Origin of the sequence: Burkholderia sp. F1 (genome assembly GCF_050813845.1) — a bacterium.
In the GTDB taxonomy this organism is placed as follows: domain Bacteria; phylum Pseudomonadota; class Gammaproteobacteria; order Burkholderiales; family Burkholderiaceae; genus Burkholderia; species Burkholderia ubonensis.
Window position 1 is genome coordinate 2,200,006 of sequence record NZ_CP172421.1, and the last position, 17,800, is coordinate 2,217,805.

The following is a 17,800-nucleotide window of genomic DNA, read 5'->3' on the forward strand; positions in this document are numbered from 1 at the left end:
AGCCTCCCCACGGAATGATGGGCAGTTGGGTACAAGAACATCTGGACTATTTGGGCCGCGCCGTGGGCGCCGGATATTGAACGAAGATGCACTCGCGTCGGTCGGTCCCGTCGTTGAAATACAGCATCAGTGCTGCCCACTCATTCAATGAGCGAGTGATGGCCGTAAGCGTTCGATGCTGGCCATACGTATGTGTCGAACGTATCCAGAGTAGTCCCCGTCAGAATTTTCACGAGTTTCTCTGGCGGCTGCGGAGCCTACCGCTTCGCCTTTTCAAGCGACTCTGCGGCGTCCGCCACATGCTGCTGAAAGTCGACTGTCAGGGTGCTTCCTGATATCAAACCGAAGTCCAGGCAAGTGGTGTCCCGCACATGGCTGAAACGCTTGGGGGCCGCGTTGAGCGTCGGTGCAGGGTGGCAGTAGACGCGTGGCTCAGCCGTCGTTCGCCGCAATTGGCTGAGCACCTCTCCAATAGTCTCGTCACTTTTGACATGGCGATGGTGCTCCTCCACGTCTCCTGCTGCATCCACTATTTCCACCCTGAGGCGAAGCCGATTGCCGGCGAAAAGGAACTCGGGGATATTGACGTGCCCTGCCGTCAACATCCCAACCAGGAGTGGGTCGACCACGTATACGATTACTTTTAGCGCGTTCGCCTTGTCTTCAAGCTTGTTAAACCATTCGCCGTACGCTCTCGCCATCTGCGTCAGCGCGACCCAAGAACTGAAGACCCGGCAATCCCCTGCGCCGAGGAGTTGGACGTGCGCGATTTGCTTTTGACGCTCAGTGGCAAGGTTCAGAAATGAATGGAACGCTGCGCGAACCGCTTCGGGGCTGCGGCGACCTTTCGAAGAACCCTGACCCGTCACCAGGTCGCGCGCGACGACACCATAATGGTTCTCACCGCTGGCCAACTGGACCACCCAATCCGTCAGCCAGTCGATAGAGGTCTGCTTGTTTCCGTTTCCTCTTTTCTTGCTCCCGTAGCGCGCAGCCCCTCGAGCCGACCCGGTGTTGCCTATATCTCTGCCCCAGCTTGTAGCGAGAGCTTCCGTCTCCTGAACTGCTACAGGGTGTTCACCGATCCGGATCTCAAACGTTCCACGGTCTGCAGGGCGCTTAGGCCGTGATGCGAGGTGATAGGCCCACGAGGTGATCCGGGGCCTTGTCTTATTAATTTCGTCCCTCAGGTCTTTTAGCCACTCGCTGACCATATTGTGCTTATGCTGCGGGTAAGTCTCGCAAAGGATGTGGTATTGCTCACGCAAAAAAGCCGGGTCGAACTTCCCCTCCTCAACGATGGCGAAGTGTGGCTGTACAGGCGGCCCAGCGAGTTCGACAATCTCATCGAAAAGAGCACGAAGGTAAGGCTCCAGCAATCCCGAACCCAGAAACAGGAACGAACGCGTACGATACACCTCTGCGAACGCCCGACGAAAGTTCGGCGAACGATGGGTAGCTTTGCGGTACTCCCTGTGCCCCACGACGAGCTCGCTGTCCAACCGCTTATAGTCTGTCAGTACATCGACCTTGCATTTGATTTTGCTTGAGTCAGGCTCGAGGAACCCTTGCAACGCCCACAAGACCTCATCAGTTGGATAGGCGATGTGGTTCATGACTCGGCGACAATCGCGTTCCGACCGCCCCAAAACACGCGGCAGCTCTCGATTCGCGTGGAGGACGCTACGGAGGTAAACGTCGTCGTAGTTGGTCGTGCACACCAGCGGCCAATACAGTGAAGCCAGCAGCGTTGAAGATAACGGAAGCTCTGCGTTGGGGTTAACATAGACCGCTTTGCGTACAGCACAGCCTATGTCCTTACCATTGCGCTTGAGCCATTGCACCGCAGCCAGTGCACGCCGGGTAAGCTCCTCCGGGGACACGTCCTCGACCGGTAACTCCGGGAGCTCCGCCTGACGTTCAAGGCCCTGTATTAGTTCGCCCCACGTCCCGCAAATCTCGCGGCTCATCCCGGAGCCGATGAATGGCACGAGCGTGCCTCGATCGTAGGCAGCAACCAGCGAATGCAGGTCAAACTCTTCAGCCATAGCCCCCCACCCGTTGACAGGCTCGCAGTGCGCTACTATCCCCAGAAAAAAAACAGTCCACCAGCCGTCATCACGCCGGCCATCGTTTCGGCTGCGGCGGCGCGCGTCGCAGGATCACCGAAATCGGCACACTCGGGTCCGTGTCGCGGGTGATGACGGCGATCACGGCGCGGTCCTGCCAAGCGAACCGTACCAGCGCCTCGATCTCTGCCTCGCGACTGCGATAGCTGCGCTGATGGCCTTCTTCGGTCATCAACAGGAAGCCCTCGAAGTCGCCGAACCGGTCGTAGACCAGGCCGTCGACCTTGCCGGTGTGCTCCCGCTCGCCCGGCCTCAGGTGGCCGGGGAGATGTCCGCCGTGTCCATGGCCGGGGTGACCGCCTTGTCCGGGATGATCGCCGTGGCCACGATGCCCGTGGGGATATCCCCACGGCGACGGCGTAATCTTCCACGGCTGTCCACCAAGGCCTTCGATCCGCGCGGCGATGTATTCCAGATAGCGCTTCAGCACCGGGCGCCAGCGGTTGGTGTGCGCCAATCGCTCGTAGCGCCATTTGAGGATCGCATAGGTGTTCTCCTCGAGCGGCAGCATCACTTTCGAAGTCGTCACCGGGATGCGCACAGCGAAAGTGCCGACGACATAGCGCCAGTCGACGTTATGCCTGTTCGGGGATCTGCTGGTCGTGGCGAGCGTTCGGACCTGACCCGCCGCCGGTTTGGCTCTGCCAGCGATGGGCGGCGGTGGCGGCGGCGGGTCGCTCACCACCCCTTCGCGCGTCGAAAGCCGGCGGACCGTGATGGTGAACTCCTGGCCCGTGTGCACTGCGCCTGCCGGCAGGTCGACGGTGAAAAGTCCGGCGAAGTTTTCGCCACTACCCGGCGGGACAGGCACGAAGGTGTAGCCATGCAGCACCGTGCACTGGACCGTGTACTCGTCACGCGCCGACAGTTGATGTGTCGAATAAAACAACTTGGCGAGGCTCAGCACGTCGGCCGACTTCACCTGCGGCCAGTAGATGTGTGCAATCGATCCGACCGGTGTGTCGCCCCAGTCGATCATCAGTTCATCGGGGTAGTCGGCGATGCCGCCGCCCGTCCCCGACACTTTGCCGGGCCGTGAGTCGAACGTTTGTGGAATGCGGTGAGCAGTCGCCGGGCCGGGATTGTCTGACAACGTCACGACCAAGTTGCGCTGCGCCAGCTTGTCGAAGTTTTCCGGGCCGAGCCCTTGGCCGGTCGGAATCGGCGCATCGTCGAACGCGATTTGCGCGACGAGGCATGCGTGGGTGCTGGGGAACAAAGTCTGCACCGCGGCGTTTGCGATGGTGTTTTTCGTCGGATAAACATTGATGTAGCAGCCGTAGTACGCCCAGACCCCCTTGCCGGCGCTGATGGTGACCGGCTGGTTGTTGATGCTGTTGGCCGAATAGTCGGTGTTCTTTCCGAAATCGCCGTTGGCCTCATAGTTGCCGGTCGCGAAGAACGGGATCGTGACATTGCCCACACCTAGCAGTGGCTCCGAGGGCAGGCCCGCCGCATCGCTGGTCGACGGATAGGTCAGTGCGGGCTGGTAGTCCGTGTCGCTCGTTTCCGAGGCGAACATGCGGAAGAACACCTTGACGTTCTTTACCGAGCTTTCGCCCACTGCGCCATCCAGGCGCACACGGGCGATTGCGAAGTTGTAGTTGGCAAATGTGCCGCCCGCCGGGTTGGGTGTTGTCGGCGACACCGAGGAATCGGCGCTGAGTGCGGCGTTCTGATCCGGCAGCAGCGTCGTGAACGGATCGGTTCCGGTTGGATCCGCATACGTCGAGTTCAGGTGCGCCAGGAGCGCCTGAATGTAGGCGTAGCCTGCCGCGGTGTCGAAGTCGGTTTTGTTCGTGGCGTTGAGTGCTATGCCGTCGATCGGGGCATTGTTGAATCCGGGCGTGACCGTGAATACCCGCAGCGCGTCGCTCAGATAGAACTCGTTTGTGCCGGCTGGGTCGTAGTTGTTGAAGTACGGATCGGCTCCAGGCTCCAGATAGAACACGGTCTCGGCGGTCATGATCTGGCCGGCGAATGTGATTACCGAGCTGACCGGTGCTTCGGTGTCCGCCCCACCCACCGGCGGGAACAGGCCGCCGTCGGCCACACGCTTGATCGCTGAAGCCTCGAAGGCGATCGTACACGGGAAGAAAATGCGCTGCGGCGTCGAGGTCTGGCTGGGAATCTGCGGCTTGGCCGCGCCGACCGTGACATCAATGCCGGGTAGGACCACATTGACCTTGGGCGTCAGGCCTGCGGCGGTGACTTGGGCGGGCGTGAACCCTTCCAACACCAAGGAAAGCTTCCCGTCCCAGGTTTGCGTGATCCCCACCTCGTCGAACCCGAATGTCCCCTTCTGCACCTGGAAGTACCAGGTACGGCCGTAGAGCAGGCTAGCAATGCCGTCCAGCAGCTTGATACCGTCGATGCTGCCCAGCCCCGAGCACGCGTCCCACCCGGCGCCGGCTGTGAAGAACGGTGCATCAGCCGTCGTGCCGGTGTAGGTCGGGATCGCCTTCTTGACATTCGCCGGCGAGTCACCGGAGTCGTTGTTACCGGTGGTCACGTCATTGAACGCCGAGCCCGCCAGCTGATAGAGCAGCGAGTTGAGTGGCGCCAGGGCGACCCCGAGCGCGCTGCGAATGACTGCCATCAAGCCGGCGATGAACGGTGCTGCGCAGCTCGTGCCGGTGAAGAAGTAGCCGATGCCATTGACTTGAAAGCCGCTGAACGCAACCATCGCCGCGACGTCCGGCACGCCGCGTCCGGCCCGGAAGGTCCCGCCGGAGTCCGTCGCGCCGGTCACGCCCGCTGCGGTTTGATAGGCCGGCGCCGCGAAGGTCTGGCTGACGCCGCCCCCGGTCGCGCCGAAGTTGCTGTTCGCATTGCCGAAGGTGCCGGAGTAGGCGTCGCTCCAGACCTGTTCGTTGATCGTCGGCGGCGGCGCAGCGTTGGTCGCAATGATGGTGCCGCCGCACGATGTGATCCACGGGTCGGTACCCGGATACATGACGTGGCTCTTGCCGTCCGGCGGAGTCGCCGGGCTCCCTCCCAATCGCCACCAATTGTCGGCGCCCCAGTCGCCGATGGCGATGAAGCAACTTACCCCAACCGACGCGAGCTCCTGGAACAACGTCGTGAGCACCGAGACGGATGAGGCGCTGTCGCTCAGCTTACCTACGGTGCCGGAATCGTCTCCGAGAAACAGCGTCCAGCTGCAGCTCACGATGGTCGGCTGGTTCTCGCCCTCCGGTTGCAGCACCCGGCTCAAGAAGGCCACCCAACCGGCTTCGGAGTTCTGGGTGAAGTAGACGTTGACCGTCGCGCCTTGGGCAATGGTGGCCGAGGTGCAGATATCCTGGGTGATCTCCAGGATAGAGCTGTTCGCCGCACTGCCGAGATTGGCCGCAGTGACCGCCGTCACCGCGGCCGTACTGTTGGAGAAGGCTGTACCACCGACCGTCAGGTTGACATTGTTTATCGTCGGCGCGGTTTGGAACCCCGCTGGCAGGCTCGCGAAGTACGCAGTGATATCGCCCGGAAGATAGCTCGCGCCGACGCCCGCAGCTGATTGCGGCGCGATGATGCCGATCGTCTGGTCGGCAGCGCCGATCGTCGGAAAGTTGTAGAGCCCCGCCGCGGTCGGGACGCTTACGCTGGTCGCCCCGGCCGGATCGCCAGTGCCCCCAGGGACGCCCAGCAAACGATCGTCCAGCCCGATCACTGCCACGACGACGTCCGTCAGGTCGTGCGGCAGATGCACCGCCCCATCGAAGCCGTGGTGGACTTGCTTGCGCTCTTCAGCGAATGGTTGGTTCTTCGCGCTCTTCGACTCGCGTGACCCACCGCGGACCTGGCCTTGGTCGCCGCCGAGGCCGTGCACCCGGCTCGCCGGGCCTGGCATTGGCGCCTCATAGCGATTCAGCGTAATGCCGAACGCCGCTTCCATCTGCGACACGGTTCCCTCGACGCTTACCGTCCGGCGCCCGGAGTGACTGCTGACCACCGTGAGTCCGTGTGCTCTGGCGAAGGCCTCCACATTGCGCAGGTCTTCGGCGGCCGCGCCATGCCTTTCGGCGTATTCGGCCGGTGTGAGGTACTTGCGGCGCGCCAGCGGCGTCTGATCGAAGTGCTCCAACCCGGGCAGCGCGGGACCGCCCGGCTGCCGGCGCACGATCAGGCTGACGGAGATCTTCGCGCTTGGATTGGCGCGTTCGAGGAACACATGGTGATCTGGACGTGGTCGGGCGCTTCCAGACAGCGGCGCTCGGTCTTTCGTGTTTTTGGTTGTCGGCACCATCACACCGCTCCTTCACGTGCTCGATGGAACATCCAGCAAGCCGTCGAAAAATAAATGTCTTGGAATACCAAGCGCGCGCCCACATTCGGCTCAGGACAAGCAAGGCGTAAAAATGAGCCGAAAATTGCTCAAGTCGTTACGCCATTTCATCGGATATTTCATTTCCCTATTGCCAGCGGATCAGAGGCGATGATTGCAAGCACATCCAACATGCGTTTCCACAGAAGCAAAAGAATCACTCGCTTCGTCGCACGGACAAAACGAATGCTGCCTCTCTATGCCATCGGTGCGTGCCAATGCGATATTGCATTGGTATAGCACATAGCAGACGATCTGCAAGGTCCGCCATCAGGCCTAAGCCGCCCTCACCACGCTCATCAAAAGCAGCTATGTGCTGTGAGGCAGCTCCCACCAAGTTCGACCGTCAAACGCAGCGTCGCCTTTGGGGGAAATATCGTCACTGAAGGCTCCTAGCCGGGACTGATTCCGCCATTGCCCGTACTATGACAACTTCAATCCAAGACCGATCAGTCACATGCCGTGATCAGTCTGCAGCCGTGAACAGTCGTTTTCACTTTGCCTACTTTTCCGTGGAGTGTCTGCTTTGAAAAACGACAACCACAACGTGAGGGCCGGTGTGAGCCGGTCGCCGACAACCGGAGAGTCAACGGGCCGAGGTCGGCCAACTACGGACGTCCGGACACGCGCTGAGGCGGACATTCCAACGTCAGTTCCGCGCTTCCAACGGCCCTCGCGCGCACGTCGTGCCCCTCACTACAGCAGCCTTATCAGCCGTTGGGGATATTCCAATCATGGCTGGCAAGCCTGACGCGTCTCGCCTCTCCGGATCTGTCGAGATTCGGATTCCCGTGCGAGATGGTCCTACGCGAAATGCATAGAGCCCCTGTTTCAGAGAAGTAAGAATGCGCTATTGGCCTTCACCCAGCTGCACCAATACGGAGCGAAAATATTGATTATTAATGTAGCGCTTGACGAGGACCTTAAACCGATCCTTGCCAGCCGCGCGAAAATTTCAGAAAAGTGACAAGCGTTTCAGCAAAAATAATGCCGAAAACATTGAATACGCGGCTCGGGAAAACGATGACTGCATTGACCGGGCGTAACTACTACCGTTTAACGTAACTAAAGGAATGTAAGAAGGGGTGGTGCGACATGGCTCTTCATGCGAGTTGGATTCACGGTAACGCGCTGACGGTTGAGAACCCGGGCAGCCTTGACCGCGTCGGGCATTTCGGCTGGGGCGCGGACATGGTGATAAAGCCCGGTCAAAACAGCTGGTTTCACATTCCGCTAGCCACGCCCGTTATCATCGGCGATGTGCGCTCGCAGGTGCAGCGCCTGTTTCTCATGTTTGCGGCAACCTCCGGCAGCATCCGCAATGTCCATATCTACGACGGCTCAGGCAAGGTACAGGAGTTCAACGACCTGCTGCTGACGGGCGAGCACCGGACTGAACTCGATAATGCGAATACGTTCGCTCTATCAGAGCCGCACACGGTCGTGTGGGGGATGGGCGTATCGTTTTTCTTTGTGGCCGACATTGGCTTCGACACACCGATCCCTGACGCTCGATTGATCGTCTCGTCTGCCGGCGGCGACTTTTTCGTTTGAGCAGGGCCGGCGGGCTTAGCGATTGACTCACTCGTGTCCGTTGCGCCGGTAGCGGTGACCTGGGGCAATGCATCCGTTGGCGATTACATCGCCAACGGATGCATTGCCGTCGCGTGATCCACACGCTGCTCAGTCGCGGTAAGTCTGAAGGACGAGGACCATCGCAGCCAAAATGCGTCGATATTCTTTGTGCATGCTCAGTGCTCGATGTTGGCGAGAATGCACGGCACGTTGCGGGTCGACAGTCGTGCGTTAAGGCACTCCTGCAGCGCGATCGCTACTGACTCGGATCAGCGCATGCAACAGTCCTGCACGGAATCGGTTCACTCTTTTGGTCGATCATGACGTGCTCGCGCTTGCGCGGGAGTTCCTCATCCAACTTGCGCACCGCTTCACTTCGCCACCATCGGTACCGTTCGCGCGAACATAGACGTCCGAAGAACCCCGGAAGCCATTATCCACCTCGCGCGAGTCCCAACAGCCGAAGAGAGGCGGACAGCAACATCCACTGAAATCCGCGGAACACCTTTTTTCTTGCCGCCCCCGCCGACACCGCGGACTTCGATTCCCCTCGCAACAAAGCGGTATCGCGCGCATCACATTTTCGCTCGCCGGCGCCAGCCAGGTGCGATGAACTCCCTCAGTCACTGCCTGCCCCTCCTGAGCGGGTAGTTCGACGACAAGCCATGCGAGCCCGGGAGTTCAACATGTCCATTCCGTCACGGTGGTCCGCTACGTCGCACCGACGCCTGCTGCGCGCGGCGGTGCTGTGGACGGCGCTGCTGCTCCTGGTGGCGTTCGCCGCGAACGTCATCGGCATCTACTTGGCCGGCGGGATCGTCGCCTGGAGCCAGTGGCTGGACGAGTACAAGCTGTTTTTCCTCGCCTGGCGACTGTGCCTGTATACCGCCATCGCTGCCGGCTGGCTATGGGCGCGCCGTCAGCTGTTGCAACGCGATCCGGAGAGTCGCCTACGCGTGCGCTTCATGGAACGGATTGCCCTGCCGCTGGCCGTGCTGATCGAGCTCAGCCAGTGGCTGGGCCAGTCGTAACGGAGACGGCCATGCGAGGAACAACCCTCTACACCAACGACTACCTGGAGTACTACCTGACGCTGATCGGCTGGGTGGTACACAACGGCATCTGGAACACCCTGGTGGCCACCAGCCTGATCGCCGTCCCCTTTCTCGCCATCGTGATTCAGGAGTGGCTACGGGCCCGGGCTGAAGGCGCCGACGAGGGCAACAAAGGGATGCTTTCCACCGCCCGCGTCGAGAACCGCATCTGGATCGCCGTCATGGTGCTGATATTCGCTGGCATCCCGGTCATCGACGTCAGCATGGATACCATCAAGTTCGACATGACGCGCTCCAAGCAATGCCAGGTGATGGTGGCCGAACCGGGAGATACCGGATGGAGCCAGTCGTTCACCACCGTGAATCACCAGAGCGCGAAGGTTCCACTATGGTGGTTCTTCACGCACGTCGTGTCCAAGGCCGTGACCGGCGCTGCGGTGGCGGCGATTCCGTGCGGCATCGATTTGCGGCAGATGCGGATGAACATCGACAGCGCGCGCATCGCCGATCCAGTGCTATCGCAGGAAGTCGCCGACTTTTCCAACGACTGCTATGGCCCGGCGCGAGCCAAGCTGTTCATGAGCCGTCCGACGCTCAACGACGCGCAGATGTACGACGTCACCTGGATCGGCTCACGCCAGTTCCTGACCAACCCCGGCTACTACGACACCTACCACTCGCACACGCCGCGTACCGCCTGGCCGTACAACGCCACCCGCGATGCCGGGTTGGCGCAGGTGCCGAGCGGCGGGGGCTACCCGACCTGCCAGCAGTGGTGGAGCGATGGCGGCAAGGGACTACGAGCACGCCTGCTGGCGCAGGTCAGCCCGGACTTGCTGACCCAGGTCAGTAAGTGGGCCAGCTTCATCCCCAAGGAGCAGGCGGATGATGCGGTCATTCGCGCCATCGCTGCGCCGCAAAAGCAGAACGTCAACAGCGGCAGCGTATACGCCGACTACGGTGGGCAAATCGGTAAGACCGCGCCGAACTGGGCGGGACGCGTCGCTGGCGATGTAGGTCTGGCTGCGGGTGCAGTGGGCTTCTTCCCGGCCATGGATGTCATGCGCCAGGCGTTGCCGATGGCGCTGTCGTTTCTGAAGGCGGCGCTGGTGATGTGCATCCCGTTCGTGCTGGTGTTCAGCGCGCTGGACCTCAAGTCCGTGGTCACGGCCAGCGTGGTGCAATTCTCGCTGTACTTCGTCGACTTCTGGTATCAGCTGGCGCGCTGGGTCGACAGCACGATCCTGGACGCACTCTACGGCAGCTGGGGGTTTGGCGTGGACCGGCCGCACACCAACTTCGATCCGCTGCTGGGATTGGACAACGCCTTTGGCGACATTATGGTGAACTTCGTGACGGCCACGATGTTCCTCGTGTTGCCAAGTTTCTGGGTGATGGCGCTGGCGTGGGCCGGCGTGCGTGCAGGGAACTTTGTGCAAGGGCTCACCGCAGCCACCCACGATGCAAAATCCGCAGGCGCCAAAGCAGGACAGTTTATTGGAGGGTTTGGGACACAACAGGTGAGCAATCGCCTCAACGCCAAGCTCAATCCCAAGTCAAAGGGAAAGGACGGCTAGTCAGGAATCACTGCCTGTAGTCGTCCGGGTTGTCGACATCCAGCGCATGATCGTCGTGGGAGTAAAGCCCCCACCCGGAATGCCCCTCGCGCCACTGGGGCTTCAGTGCCTCCTCTTCCTGCCGCATGTAGTCGTGGACTTCAAACGACGGGTTCCAAAGCTCTTCATCAGCAGTTCCGGCGCCACGGCTCCCCAGAAGAACGAGGAACAGAACGATAAGCGCGGGGACGACCCAGAGGTACAGCAGACCCAGCAGCAACGCGAGGCGCACGCACCACTTCAGCGTGAGCATCAACCCGTGCGGTGCGCCCGCCGCCGCAACATTGTGCCAGACGGTGGATTCCATACGTACGACCGGCTTCAGCCACCGGCCAACCGTACGGCCGGCACGCTCGGCAAACGTCATTGTCTTTGCCTTGTTCATGTCCGGGACCTCCTACGCACTCGAATCAACCGTGTTTCCTTCCGGCATAACCCGGGTGCACGATGCACCCGTAACGCTAGGCACCCGATGGCCGCAGGCGGTCGACGCATCACTCTCCCAAGCGGTCCGCCCTGACAATCGTCGGGCCAACGAACACCAGTTTGCGCTGCGTGTTCCGACGACCGTAATGCTGCATTTTGAAATAGGGGCTGCGCCAATGGGTACTCAGTTCGTTGCCCCCGTGGGTCGGGGACCGGCTTGCCAATTCCTCATCGAGCAGTGCCGGCCCGACGACAAACCGGTCGTATAGTTGTGCGATCTCTTCGAGTCGTTCGGCCCGCCTGCGTTTGCCGAGGCCACCAATATTCTTCGGCGCATCCGTGTAGGCACGATCAGGAATCACGTGGGCAGGACGGGCCTTCAAGTACAGCAACATCTTGATCGCATAGTCGAGGGCCGCCCGCCATTGTTCCTGCTGCTCCTGCAAGTCTTGGTGTTCCTGCGTCACGGCGTCATCCTGCGCAAAGACGCGGCGCAGTGCTTCGCGTATCGTCACCTCGGGTTCGTCCATTGGAAACTCGAGCACACGGAACTCGAGCACTTGCCCCCCGTCTGCCACGTGCCGGTCGGACCACGTCGCGAAGCCGATGCCCGTTGGGTTCCGGAAAAACGCGATTGCATGATCGGCGCTCCCGCCGGCGGCGCCAGCCTTGGGAAGGATACAGAAAGTATCGACCGGCAACGACACCATGCCAATGGGTACATCATCGGCGATACGGGCGGAGTCCAGAAGCAGGTGCAGGGTTTCGCTGGGCTCGTAGAACACGCCCTTGCGCAGTTCAAACGCATACCAAAGAACGCTTTGCCGGACATCGGCGACCAACTGCTCAACAGGCCGGCCCCGGGTACCTCTGGGCAACATGGTCTGAGTCAAAGCGCTGACGTGATCGAGGACTTGTAGGATCGGCGCGTTGGTCAGCAATGTCGTGAGCGTTCGGCCCGTGGCCTGCGCATCTAGTACGTCGCACAATGCCTGCCACGCCGCCATCACACCCGCCACGCGCCAGCGAACTGGTATCGGTAGACGGCTATACCGGGCGTCGAGTGCAAGACGACTGCGATCCAACACGGCAAGCAACAAGCGACGAATGGTCACGAATTGATGCCGCCGCACCTGTCCCGGTGGGGCCGGCAGCTCCCGCAGGGGCTGCCGTCGGCGACGCAAAGCATAGTCCGCCACATAAGCGGCGTCGTAGTGAACGCAGATCTCCGCGGCGTAAGGCAGGGCCGGTAACTTACGACCCCAGCAGAATTCGAACCACATGCCATGGGTAAGGCGCAAGGAGAGTTGCTCAGCGACCGCTCGCGAACGTAGCCAGTCGACGAGCTTGGGCCGGACCACCGCCCAAATGTCCTCAACCAGCTGCAATTTTTCGCCATCATCCACGGGGCGAAGCTCACCAATGGTCACCCACATCGTGGCGCCCGGCACAATGCCGGAGCAACGGATCCACTTCCCTCCCCACGCAAAGGACAACTCCAACGCTATGTGCATCAAGTCGGCGGTGTCTTTGCTGGCACCGTCGGTCACATCAATCCGGCAACCTTCACCGAGGGAATGCTGAATCGAAAACGCTTCAGACGTCGGCCATTCGGGTACGGTCGGGCGCCTATCCATGTCATGGTTCTCCAGCGAAACGACAGCACGCGCATGAGCGCGGAATATCGAGCCCTGATCATGAAAATCTGGGCCAGTTCATCATGCTAGGGAAGGTTGCGCACGCCTCCAATGAGACGAGTTTGATTTTGGTGTACGCCTTTTCGTACAGCACTGTCCAACGGCAGATGCCTGGCGATGACTACCGACCATGCCACCCGCCGTTATCGGCATACTCTTGATGATCGCCGGTCCAAGGCCCGTGTTCGACAAGACGATGTCGTGCTTCTTGCTCGGTCCTGGGCCGGCCTTTGTTCCCGACACAGCGACAGTATCTTTACTTCCGTCTCCCGGAAGAGCTTCCGTAGCCCTTGGACCGCGGTCGACCATGCCTCACCGTGGAACGTGTGTCTGATTTTCACACGGGCCAATCCGGCCCATGTATCGTCCGCGTCGGAGAGCACGAACTCGATGACATCCGCTCCGATCCTGACTTCCTCAACCCCGCCATACCCTGCCCGCTTGTCCTTTGCTACCTCGACAAATTAGGTGTCCTGACCGAGCCATACGTCGCGCGCATCAGGATGCAAAGTGCGTTGCACGATCAGATAATCGTGAGGGGCTTCGGGCTGATCGAGGAAGCTCAGAATCTCCACCTGGCCTTCCTTGATCAGCGTTGCCTCCCTGGCATAAAACTCGAATTCCATCGCTCCTCCCTTGACCCCGTCACGCGACCACCCTCTGTGACTTTGGCCTGTCTCCGAGGCCCATTGCTTGATGCCTACGGCACACTGCCGTCATCCATCGCTATTGCTCGCTGCCAGGGGGTGCTGGGGGAGACCTATTGGCAGCGTTACGGTTCGTGGCCGAGCCAAGGACAAGAATGACACCGTCCTGGCAGATACGAAATGCGACGTTGCGACCTTCGATCGATAGACCGTGACCATTGCGCAGATGCAGGTATCCGAAGACGCCATTTCCCACCAAATGCACGGTATGCGAGATCGTGTCGTGGACCTGTACTACCTCGTGGCGTACGACCTGGCTCAGATCGTCGATTTGCACACTGCGAATCGCCGGGACGTTCACACTCATGTTGCCCGATTCCGAGACGAGCACCTGCTCGCCGTGCTGACCTTCGAGCACGTAGCTGCCGTCCGGAAAATCCATGCGCTTGTAGCCGGGGATATCGACGTTGGTGTCCTGCGAGCCCGAGGCCCGGGACGACGGCTTGCCAGCCGATGACCGATCGTCGTCCTTCATCGCTACTCCTTGCCTACGCCATCGCGAGGCGAAATCCATCTTCGGTAGACATCGATGACAGCAGCCGCCCATCGCGACCGCTGTCACCGGCGGCGGTCACTCCACCATCCATCCAGCCTCGCCCTCGACCAGCGTGCCGCCATGGCTGGTGGTGTCGCCCTGCCGCGCCGCCGGCTGACCTTCGATCTCCGTGCCGGTTGAGCCGGTTTGAATCACCGCGCCGCAACTGATGCGGTCGCCAACGCGCGCCACGGCTCGGCCGTTGATGGCGGCGGACTCGGCGCCGCTGACGACGGTGCCGTCACCGTGGATAGGACAGCTGTGTCGGTGACCGACGAGTACGATAGGTCGCATATCAAGCTCCTTATGGTTGGGACTACTTCTCCATCAATGAAATCGCGTACTGAGACTTGTGTTGCCCCGGAGGCACTGTCTCCATGGCTTGTGCCAGTCCGCCTGTATCAAGGTGCCGTTCTCGACTCGAGGTCCATGTCCGTCGGCCACTTCACTTTCGGCGCAAGGCGCAGCGCGAGGTTGTACTCGGGCACGTCGTTCAAGTCGCGTGGCGATTCGAGTGGCGGCAGGGCCGAGGGGCCTTGTTGCATGTAGGTGCAGATGTAGGCCCAGGCGAACTCGTTGGGACCCATGGTGCTCAGGGGAAAGCGGTCGATGACCTTGTTGGTGCCCGGCTCGACGATGGACAGCACCACGCCCCACTTGAAAATGACTGCGCCTTGCGCGGTGGCGCCGCGCTTCTTCCAACCTTCGGCACGGACCTGTGACCAGTCGTAGGCGACCGGAATGACCCGCCAACGCTCGAAGGGGTTCCACCAGCGGTACGTGAAGTTGTAGGCGTAGATGCGTTGGCGTGCCCGGTTGAAGCGGATGGGTTGGCTACGCGGCGGGGATATGTCGCACCGCCATGCGATCGCAACCATCCATACGCTAATCGCAATAGCTAGCGATGCAAGTAGCATCAATGTGTATTCACCCACTTCCCAAGCTTCCGCTATGAGTGTTCGTGACCACATTAACCAGATAATCGAGGGCAAGCTAACCAGCAGTAGAATTCCCCGGACGGCAAAGGCATTCCTAGGGATTTCCAGGTAGACATCATCTTGATGACTGGGCGCCTGACGTCCCATGGCCGCTTCCACGTTAGGTGGCGCATAGGGGCCTGGCAGATCCATTTGCCATCCCGAGCAAGGGGGATTGAGCTGTGCTTGTGTCAAGGTGCTGTTCTCGACTCGTGGTCCATGTCCGCTGGCCACTTCACTCTTGGTGCAAGTCGCAGTGCGAGGTTGTACTCGGGCACGTCGTTGAGGTCGCGCGGCGATTCGATGGGTGGTAACGCCGAGGGGCCTTGCTGCATGTAGGTGCAGATGTAAGCCCAGGCGAACTCGTTGGGGCCCATGGTACTCAGAGGGAAACGGTCGATGACCTTGTTGGTGCCCGGCTCGACGATGGACAGCACCACACCCCACTTGATAATGACTGCGCCTTTCGCGGTGGCGGCGCGCTTTTTCCAACCTTCGGCACGGACTTGCGACCAGTCGTAGGCGACCGGGACGACCCGCCAGCGCTCGAAGGGGTTCCACCAGCGGTACGTGAAGTTGTAGGCGTAGATGCGTTGGCGCGCCCGGTTGAAGCGGATGGGTTCACTACGTGGGGGAGATATATCACACCGCCATGCTATCGCAACCATCCACACACAAGTCACCATAGTTAGTAGTGCGATAATCGTAAGCCCGTAATCACCCGACTTCCAAGTTTCCACAACAAGTGTCGGTGTACCGATAAGCGCGATGATCCCAGTCACGCTAGTCAGCAAGAGAATTCCCCGGACGGCAAACGCATTCCTAGGGATTTCCAGATAGACATCATCTTGATGACTGGGCGCCTGATGTCCCATGGCCGCTTCCACGTTAGGTGGCGCATAGGGGCCTGGCAGATCTACCTGCCATCCAGAGCAAGGGGGATGAAGTTGTGGTGTGGTCACTGGGAGCCCCCCTTCTTGGCATGATCCATTTTGTCTTCTCTGGCTATCAGCCGGGCATAGCCGTCCTCATCGCTCTTGTCTGGCTGGAGAACGGGGCAGGCTAACTTCGTGGATATCCACGGGCCTCATGGCGCGGTGCGCGATTCCCTGTCCATCGCGGGTGGCCATGCCGCCTTGGGTATCCACTTCAGAAGGGGGACATCACTGACCTCTTCGTTGGGGACTGGTGCCACCTCATCGTCTGCGCGTTTCAGTGCATGCGGGCCACTCTGCATATAGGTGCAGATATAGGCCCACATGGCTGTTTGCACATTGCCTTTCAATTGGAACCGGTCGAGCACATCGTTCGTACTCGGTGCGACGACGGCAAGCGAGACCCCTTCGCTGAGTGCCATCGCGCCGCTGGACGTCGCGCCGCGTTGCTTCCATGCCTCGGCGCGAACGCAGTCCCAATCGTAGCTGCGCGTCGTGATCGGCCAGTCGACGTAGGGGTTACCGCTGTAGTGGCTCTCGTAGACGTAAACCTTGCGTCGCAGGCGATTGAATCGAATCGGCTGATCGGCCGGGATCGAAATTGCTAAGCGACTACAAAGTAACGAAATGGTTACACCCGCACATAAAGCAAATAGACACATTGGCGCGATCAATATAATCTCATCAAATGCCAATTGAATAATATCTCGGATATCAACGATGGCTAATATCAACAAGCCAATAGTGGTAATGGCACACACCGCTCCCATTAGAGCAAAAAACCATCGCATAGAATTGCGGCGCGGCAATTCTAGATAAACATCATCCATATGATTCGGTCGGGTCCACAGCAACGCCGGCCCTTCTTCGACGGGATCATGCGGACCAGGCAAATCGCGCTGCCAGCCATCACACGGGGGATTGAGCTTGGGTCGTGCCATCACGCCAACTCCGTCAGAATGACTTCCGCGTAGCCGTTATCGTCGCTTCGGTCTGGCCAGTAGGTAATGGTGAGCGTCGCCGAACGCACGCCACTAGGGAGCGGCAAGAACGGGCGTAGATTCATTTCGTGGCGTGTCATGGCGCAGTGCGCGATTCGGCATCCATTTCCGGCGGCCATGCCACCTTGGGTATCCACTTCAGGAGGGGAGCATCACCGATCTCTTCATTGGGGACTGGCGTCACCTCATGGTCTGCGCGTTTCAGTGCGTGCGGGCCACTCTGCATATAGGTGCAGATATAGGCCCACATGGCTGTTTGGACGTTGCCTTTCAATTGGAATCGGTCGAGCACGTCGTTCGTACCCGGTGCGACGACGGCAAGCGAGACCCCTTCGCTGAGTACCATCGCACCGCCGGACGTAGCGCCGCGTTGCTTCCATGCCTCGGCGCGAACGCAGTCCCAATCGTAGCTTCGCGCCGTGATCGGCCAGTCGACGTAGGGGTTGCCGCTGTAGTGACTCTCGTAGACATACACCTTGCGTCGCAGGCGATTGAATCGAATCGGCTGATCGGCTGGAATAGATATCACCAATCGAATGCATAGCAACGTAACAGTGATTAGCACAATTAATGGAATCGCCGTTATCAACATCGAAAACAAAATCTCGCCAACCCTCATCCCCGACATCATTGGGATATAAATCATTGGTATTATAAAATAAAATACTGAGAAGAAAAATCCAGCAATTCCCAATAATAAAAATAAGATTTTATTATTTCGGCGCGGCAACTCTAGATAGGTGTCGTCCATGTGATTTGGATGGGCCCAAAGCAACATGGGCCCTTCCCTGATGGGGTCGTGCGGGCCAGGTAGATCACGCTG

Annotated in this window: 15 protein-coding genes and 1 pseudogene; 4 read left to right on the forward strand and 12 right to left on the reverse strand. The window is 60.0% G+C overall.

The window, feature by feature from the left end; all coding sequences use genetic code 11:
• Window positions 1-257 precede the first annotated feature (257 nt).
• Both ACFIMZ_RS10440 and ACFIMZ_RS10445 read right to left on the reverse strand, forming a co-directional pair.
• Window positions 258-2,048, reverse strand: coding sequence for an SIR2 family protein (locus ACFIMZ_RS10440; protein ID WP_431819449.1), 1,791 nt, complete (start codon window positions 2,046-2,048; stop codon window positions 258-260).
• 70 nt (window positions 2,049-2,118) lie between these two features.
• Window positions 2,119-6,375, reverse strand: a complete 4,257-nt coding sequence (locus tag ACFIMZ_RS10445) for a S53 family peptidase (protein ID WP_431819450.1) — start codon at window positions 6,373-6,375, stop codon at window positions 2,119-2,121.
• A gap of 54 nt (window positions 6,376-6,429) precedes the next feature.
• On the opposite strand from ACFIMZ_RS10445, the gene ACFIMZ_RS10450 reads away from it, so the two are divergent.
• Together ACFIMZ_RS10450 and ACFIMZ_RS10455 are read left to right on the forward strand one after the other, a co-directional pair.
• Window positions 6,430-6,693: a hypothetical protein gene (locus ACFIMZ_RS10450; RefSeq protein WP_431819451.1), complete on the forward strand. Its 264-nt coding sequence runs from the start codon at window positions 6,430-6,432 to the stop codon at window positions 6,691-6,693.
• An 855-nt stretch (window positions 6,694-7,548) separates the two neighbouring features.
• The gene (locus ACFIMZ_RS10455) at window positions 7,549-8,007 is read left to right on the forward strand and encodes a DUF6623 family protein (protein WP_431819452.1); all 459 of its coding nucleotides are present in this window, start codon (window positions 7,549-7,551) and stop codon (window positions 8,005-8,007) included.
• A gap of 200 nt (window positions 8,008-8,207) precedes the next feature.
• Here the strand turns inward: ACFIMZ_RS10455 and ACFIMZ_RS10460 are convergent.
• A pseudogene (locus ACFIMZ_RS10460) lies at window positions 8,208-8,416 on the reverse strand (hypothetical protein); the annotation flags it as partial.
• 298 nt (window positions 8,417-8,714) lie between these two features.
• On the opposite strand from ACFIMZ_RS10460, the gene ACFIMZ_RS10465 reads away from it, so the two are divergent.
• Together ACFIMZ_RS10465 and ACFIMZ_RS10470 are read left to right on the forward strand one after the other, a co-directional pair.
• Complete coding sequence (locus tag ACFIMZ_RS10465) at window positions 8,715-9,059, forward strand: hypothetical protein (RefSeq protein WP_431819453.1); 345 nt, start codon at window positions 8,715-8,717, stop codon at window positions 9,057-9,059.
• Between the two features lie 11 nt (window positions 9,060-9,070).
• On the forward strand, window positions 9,071-10,660 hold the full coding sequence (locus ACFIMZ_RS10470; protein WP_431819454.1) for a conjugal transfer protein TraG N-terminal domain-containing protein: 1,590 nt from the start codon (window positions 9,071-9,073) through the stop codon (window positions 10,658-10,660).
• A 7-nt stretch (window positions 10,661-10,667) separates the two neighbouring features.
• Here ACFIMZ_RS10470 and ACFIMZ_RS10475 read toward each other — a convergent pair whose 3' ends face one another.
• The 9 genes from ACFIMZ_RS10475 to ACFIMZ_RS10515 form a co-directional block, all read right to left on the reverse strand.
• The gene (locus ACFIMZ_RS10475) at window positions 10,668-11,084 is read right to left on the reverse strand and encodes a DUF3742 family protein (RefSeq protein WP_431819455.1); all 417 of its coding nucleotides are present in this window, start codon (window positions 11,082-11,084) and stop codon (window positions 10,668-10,670) included.
• Window positions 11,085-11,193: 109 nt separating this feature from the next.
• The gene (locus tag ACFIMZ_RS10480; protein ID WP_431819456.1) at window positions 11,194-12,762 is read right to left on the reverse strand and encodes a hypothetical protein; all 1,569 of its coding nucleotides are present in this window, start codon (window positions 12,760-12,762) and stop codon (window positions 11,194-11,196) included.
• 524 nt (window positions 12,763-13,286) lie between these two features.
• On the reverse strand, window positions 13,287-13,448 hold the full coding sequence (locus ACFIMZ_RS10485) for a hypothetical protein (RefSeq protein WP_431819457.1): 162 nt from the start codon (window positions 13,446-13,448) through the stop codon (window positions 13,287-13,289).
• 100 nt (window positions 13,449-13,548) lie between these two features.
• Window positions 13,549-14,004, reverse strand: a complete 456-nt coding sequence (locus ACFIMZ_RS10490; RefSeq protein ID WP_431819458.1) for a hypothetical protein — start codon at window positions 14,002-14,004, stop codon at window positions 13,549-13,551.
• A 96-nt stretch (window positions 14,005-14,100) separates the two neighbouring features.
• Window positions 14,101-14,358 carry a PAAR domain-containing protein gene (locus ACFIMZ_RS10495; protein WP_431819459.1) on the reverse strand — a complete coding sequence of 86 codons (258 nt, stop codon included), beginning with the start codon at window positions 14,356-14,358 and terminating at the stop codon, window positions 14,101-14,103.
• Window positions 14,359-14,465: 107 nt separating this feature from the next.
• Window positions 14,466-15,194 (reverse strand): DUF6708 domain-containing protein, encoded by a 729-nt coding sequence (locus ACFIMZ_RS10500; protein ID WP_431819460.1) that lies wholly within the window; start codon window positions 15,192-15,194, stop codon window positions 14,466-14,468.
• Window positions 15,195-15,232: 38 nt separating this feature from the next.
• Complete coding sequence (locus tag ACFIMZ_RS10505; RefSeq protein ID WP_431819461.1) at window positions 15,233-15,916, reverse strand: DUF6708 domain-containing protein; 684 nt, start codon at window positions 15,914-15,916, stop codon at window positions 15,233-15,235.
• A 212-nt stretch (window positions 15,917-16,128) separates the two neighbouring features.
• On the reverse strand, window positions 16,129-16,917 hold the full coding sequence (locus tag ACFIMZ_RS10510; protein ID WP_431819462.1) for a DUF6708 domain-containing protein: 789 nt from the start codon (window positions 16,915-16,917) through the stop codon (window positions 16,129-16,131).
• A gap of 136 nt (window positions 16,918-17,053) precedes the next feature.
• Window positions 17,054-17,728: a DUF6708 domain-containing protein gene (locus ACFIMZ_RS10515; protein ID WP_431819463.1), complete on the reverse strand. Its 675-nt coding sequence runs from the start codon at window positions 17,726-17,728 to the stop codon at window positions 17,054-17,056.
• Window positions 17,729-17,800 lie beyond the last annotated feature (72 nt).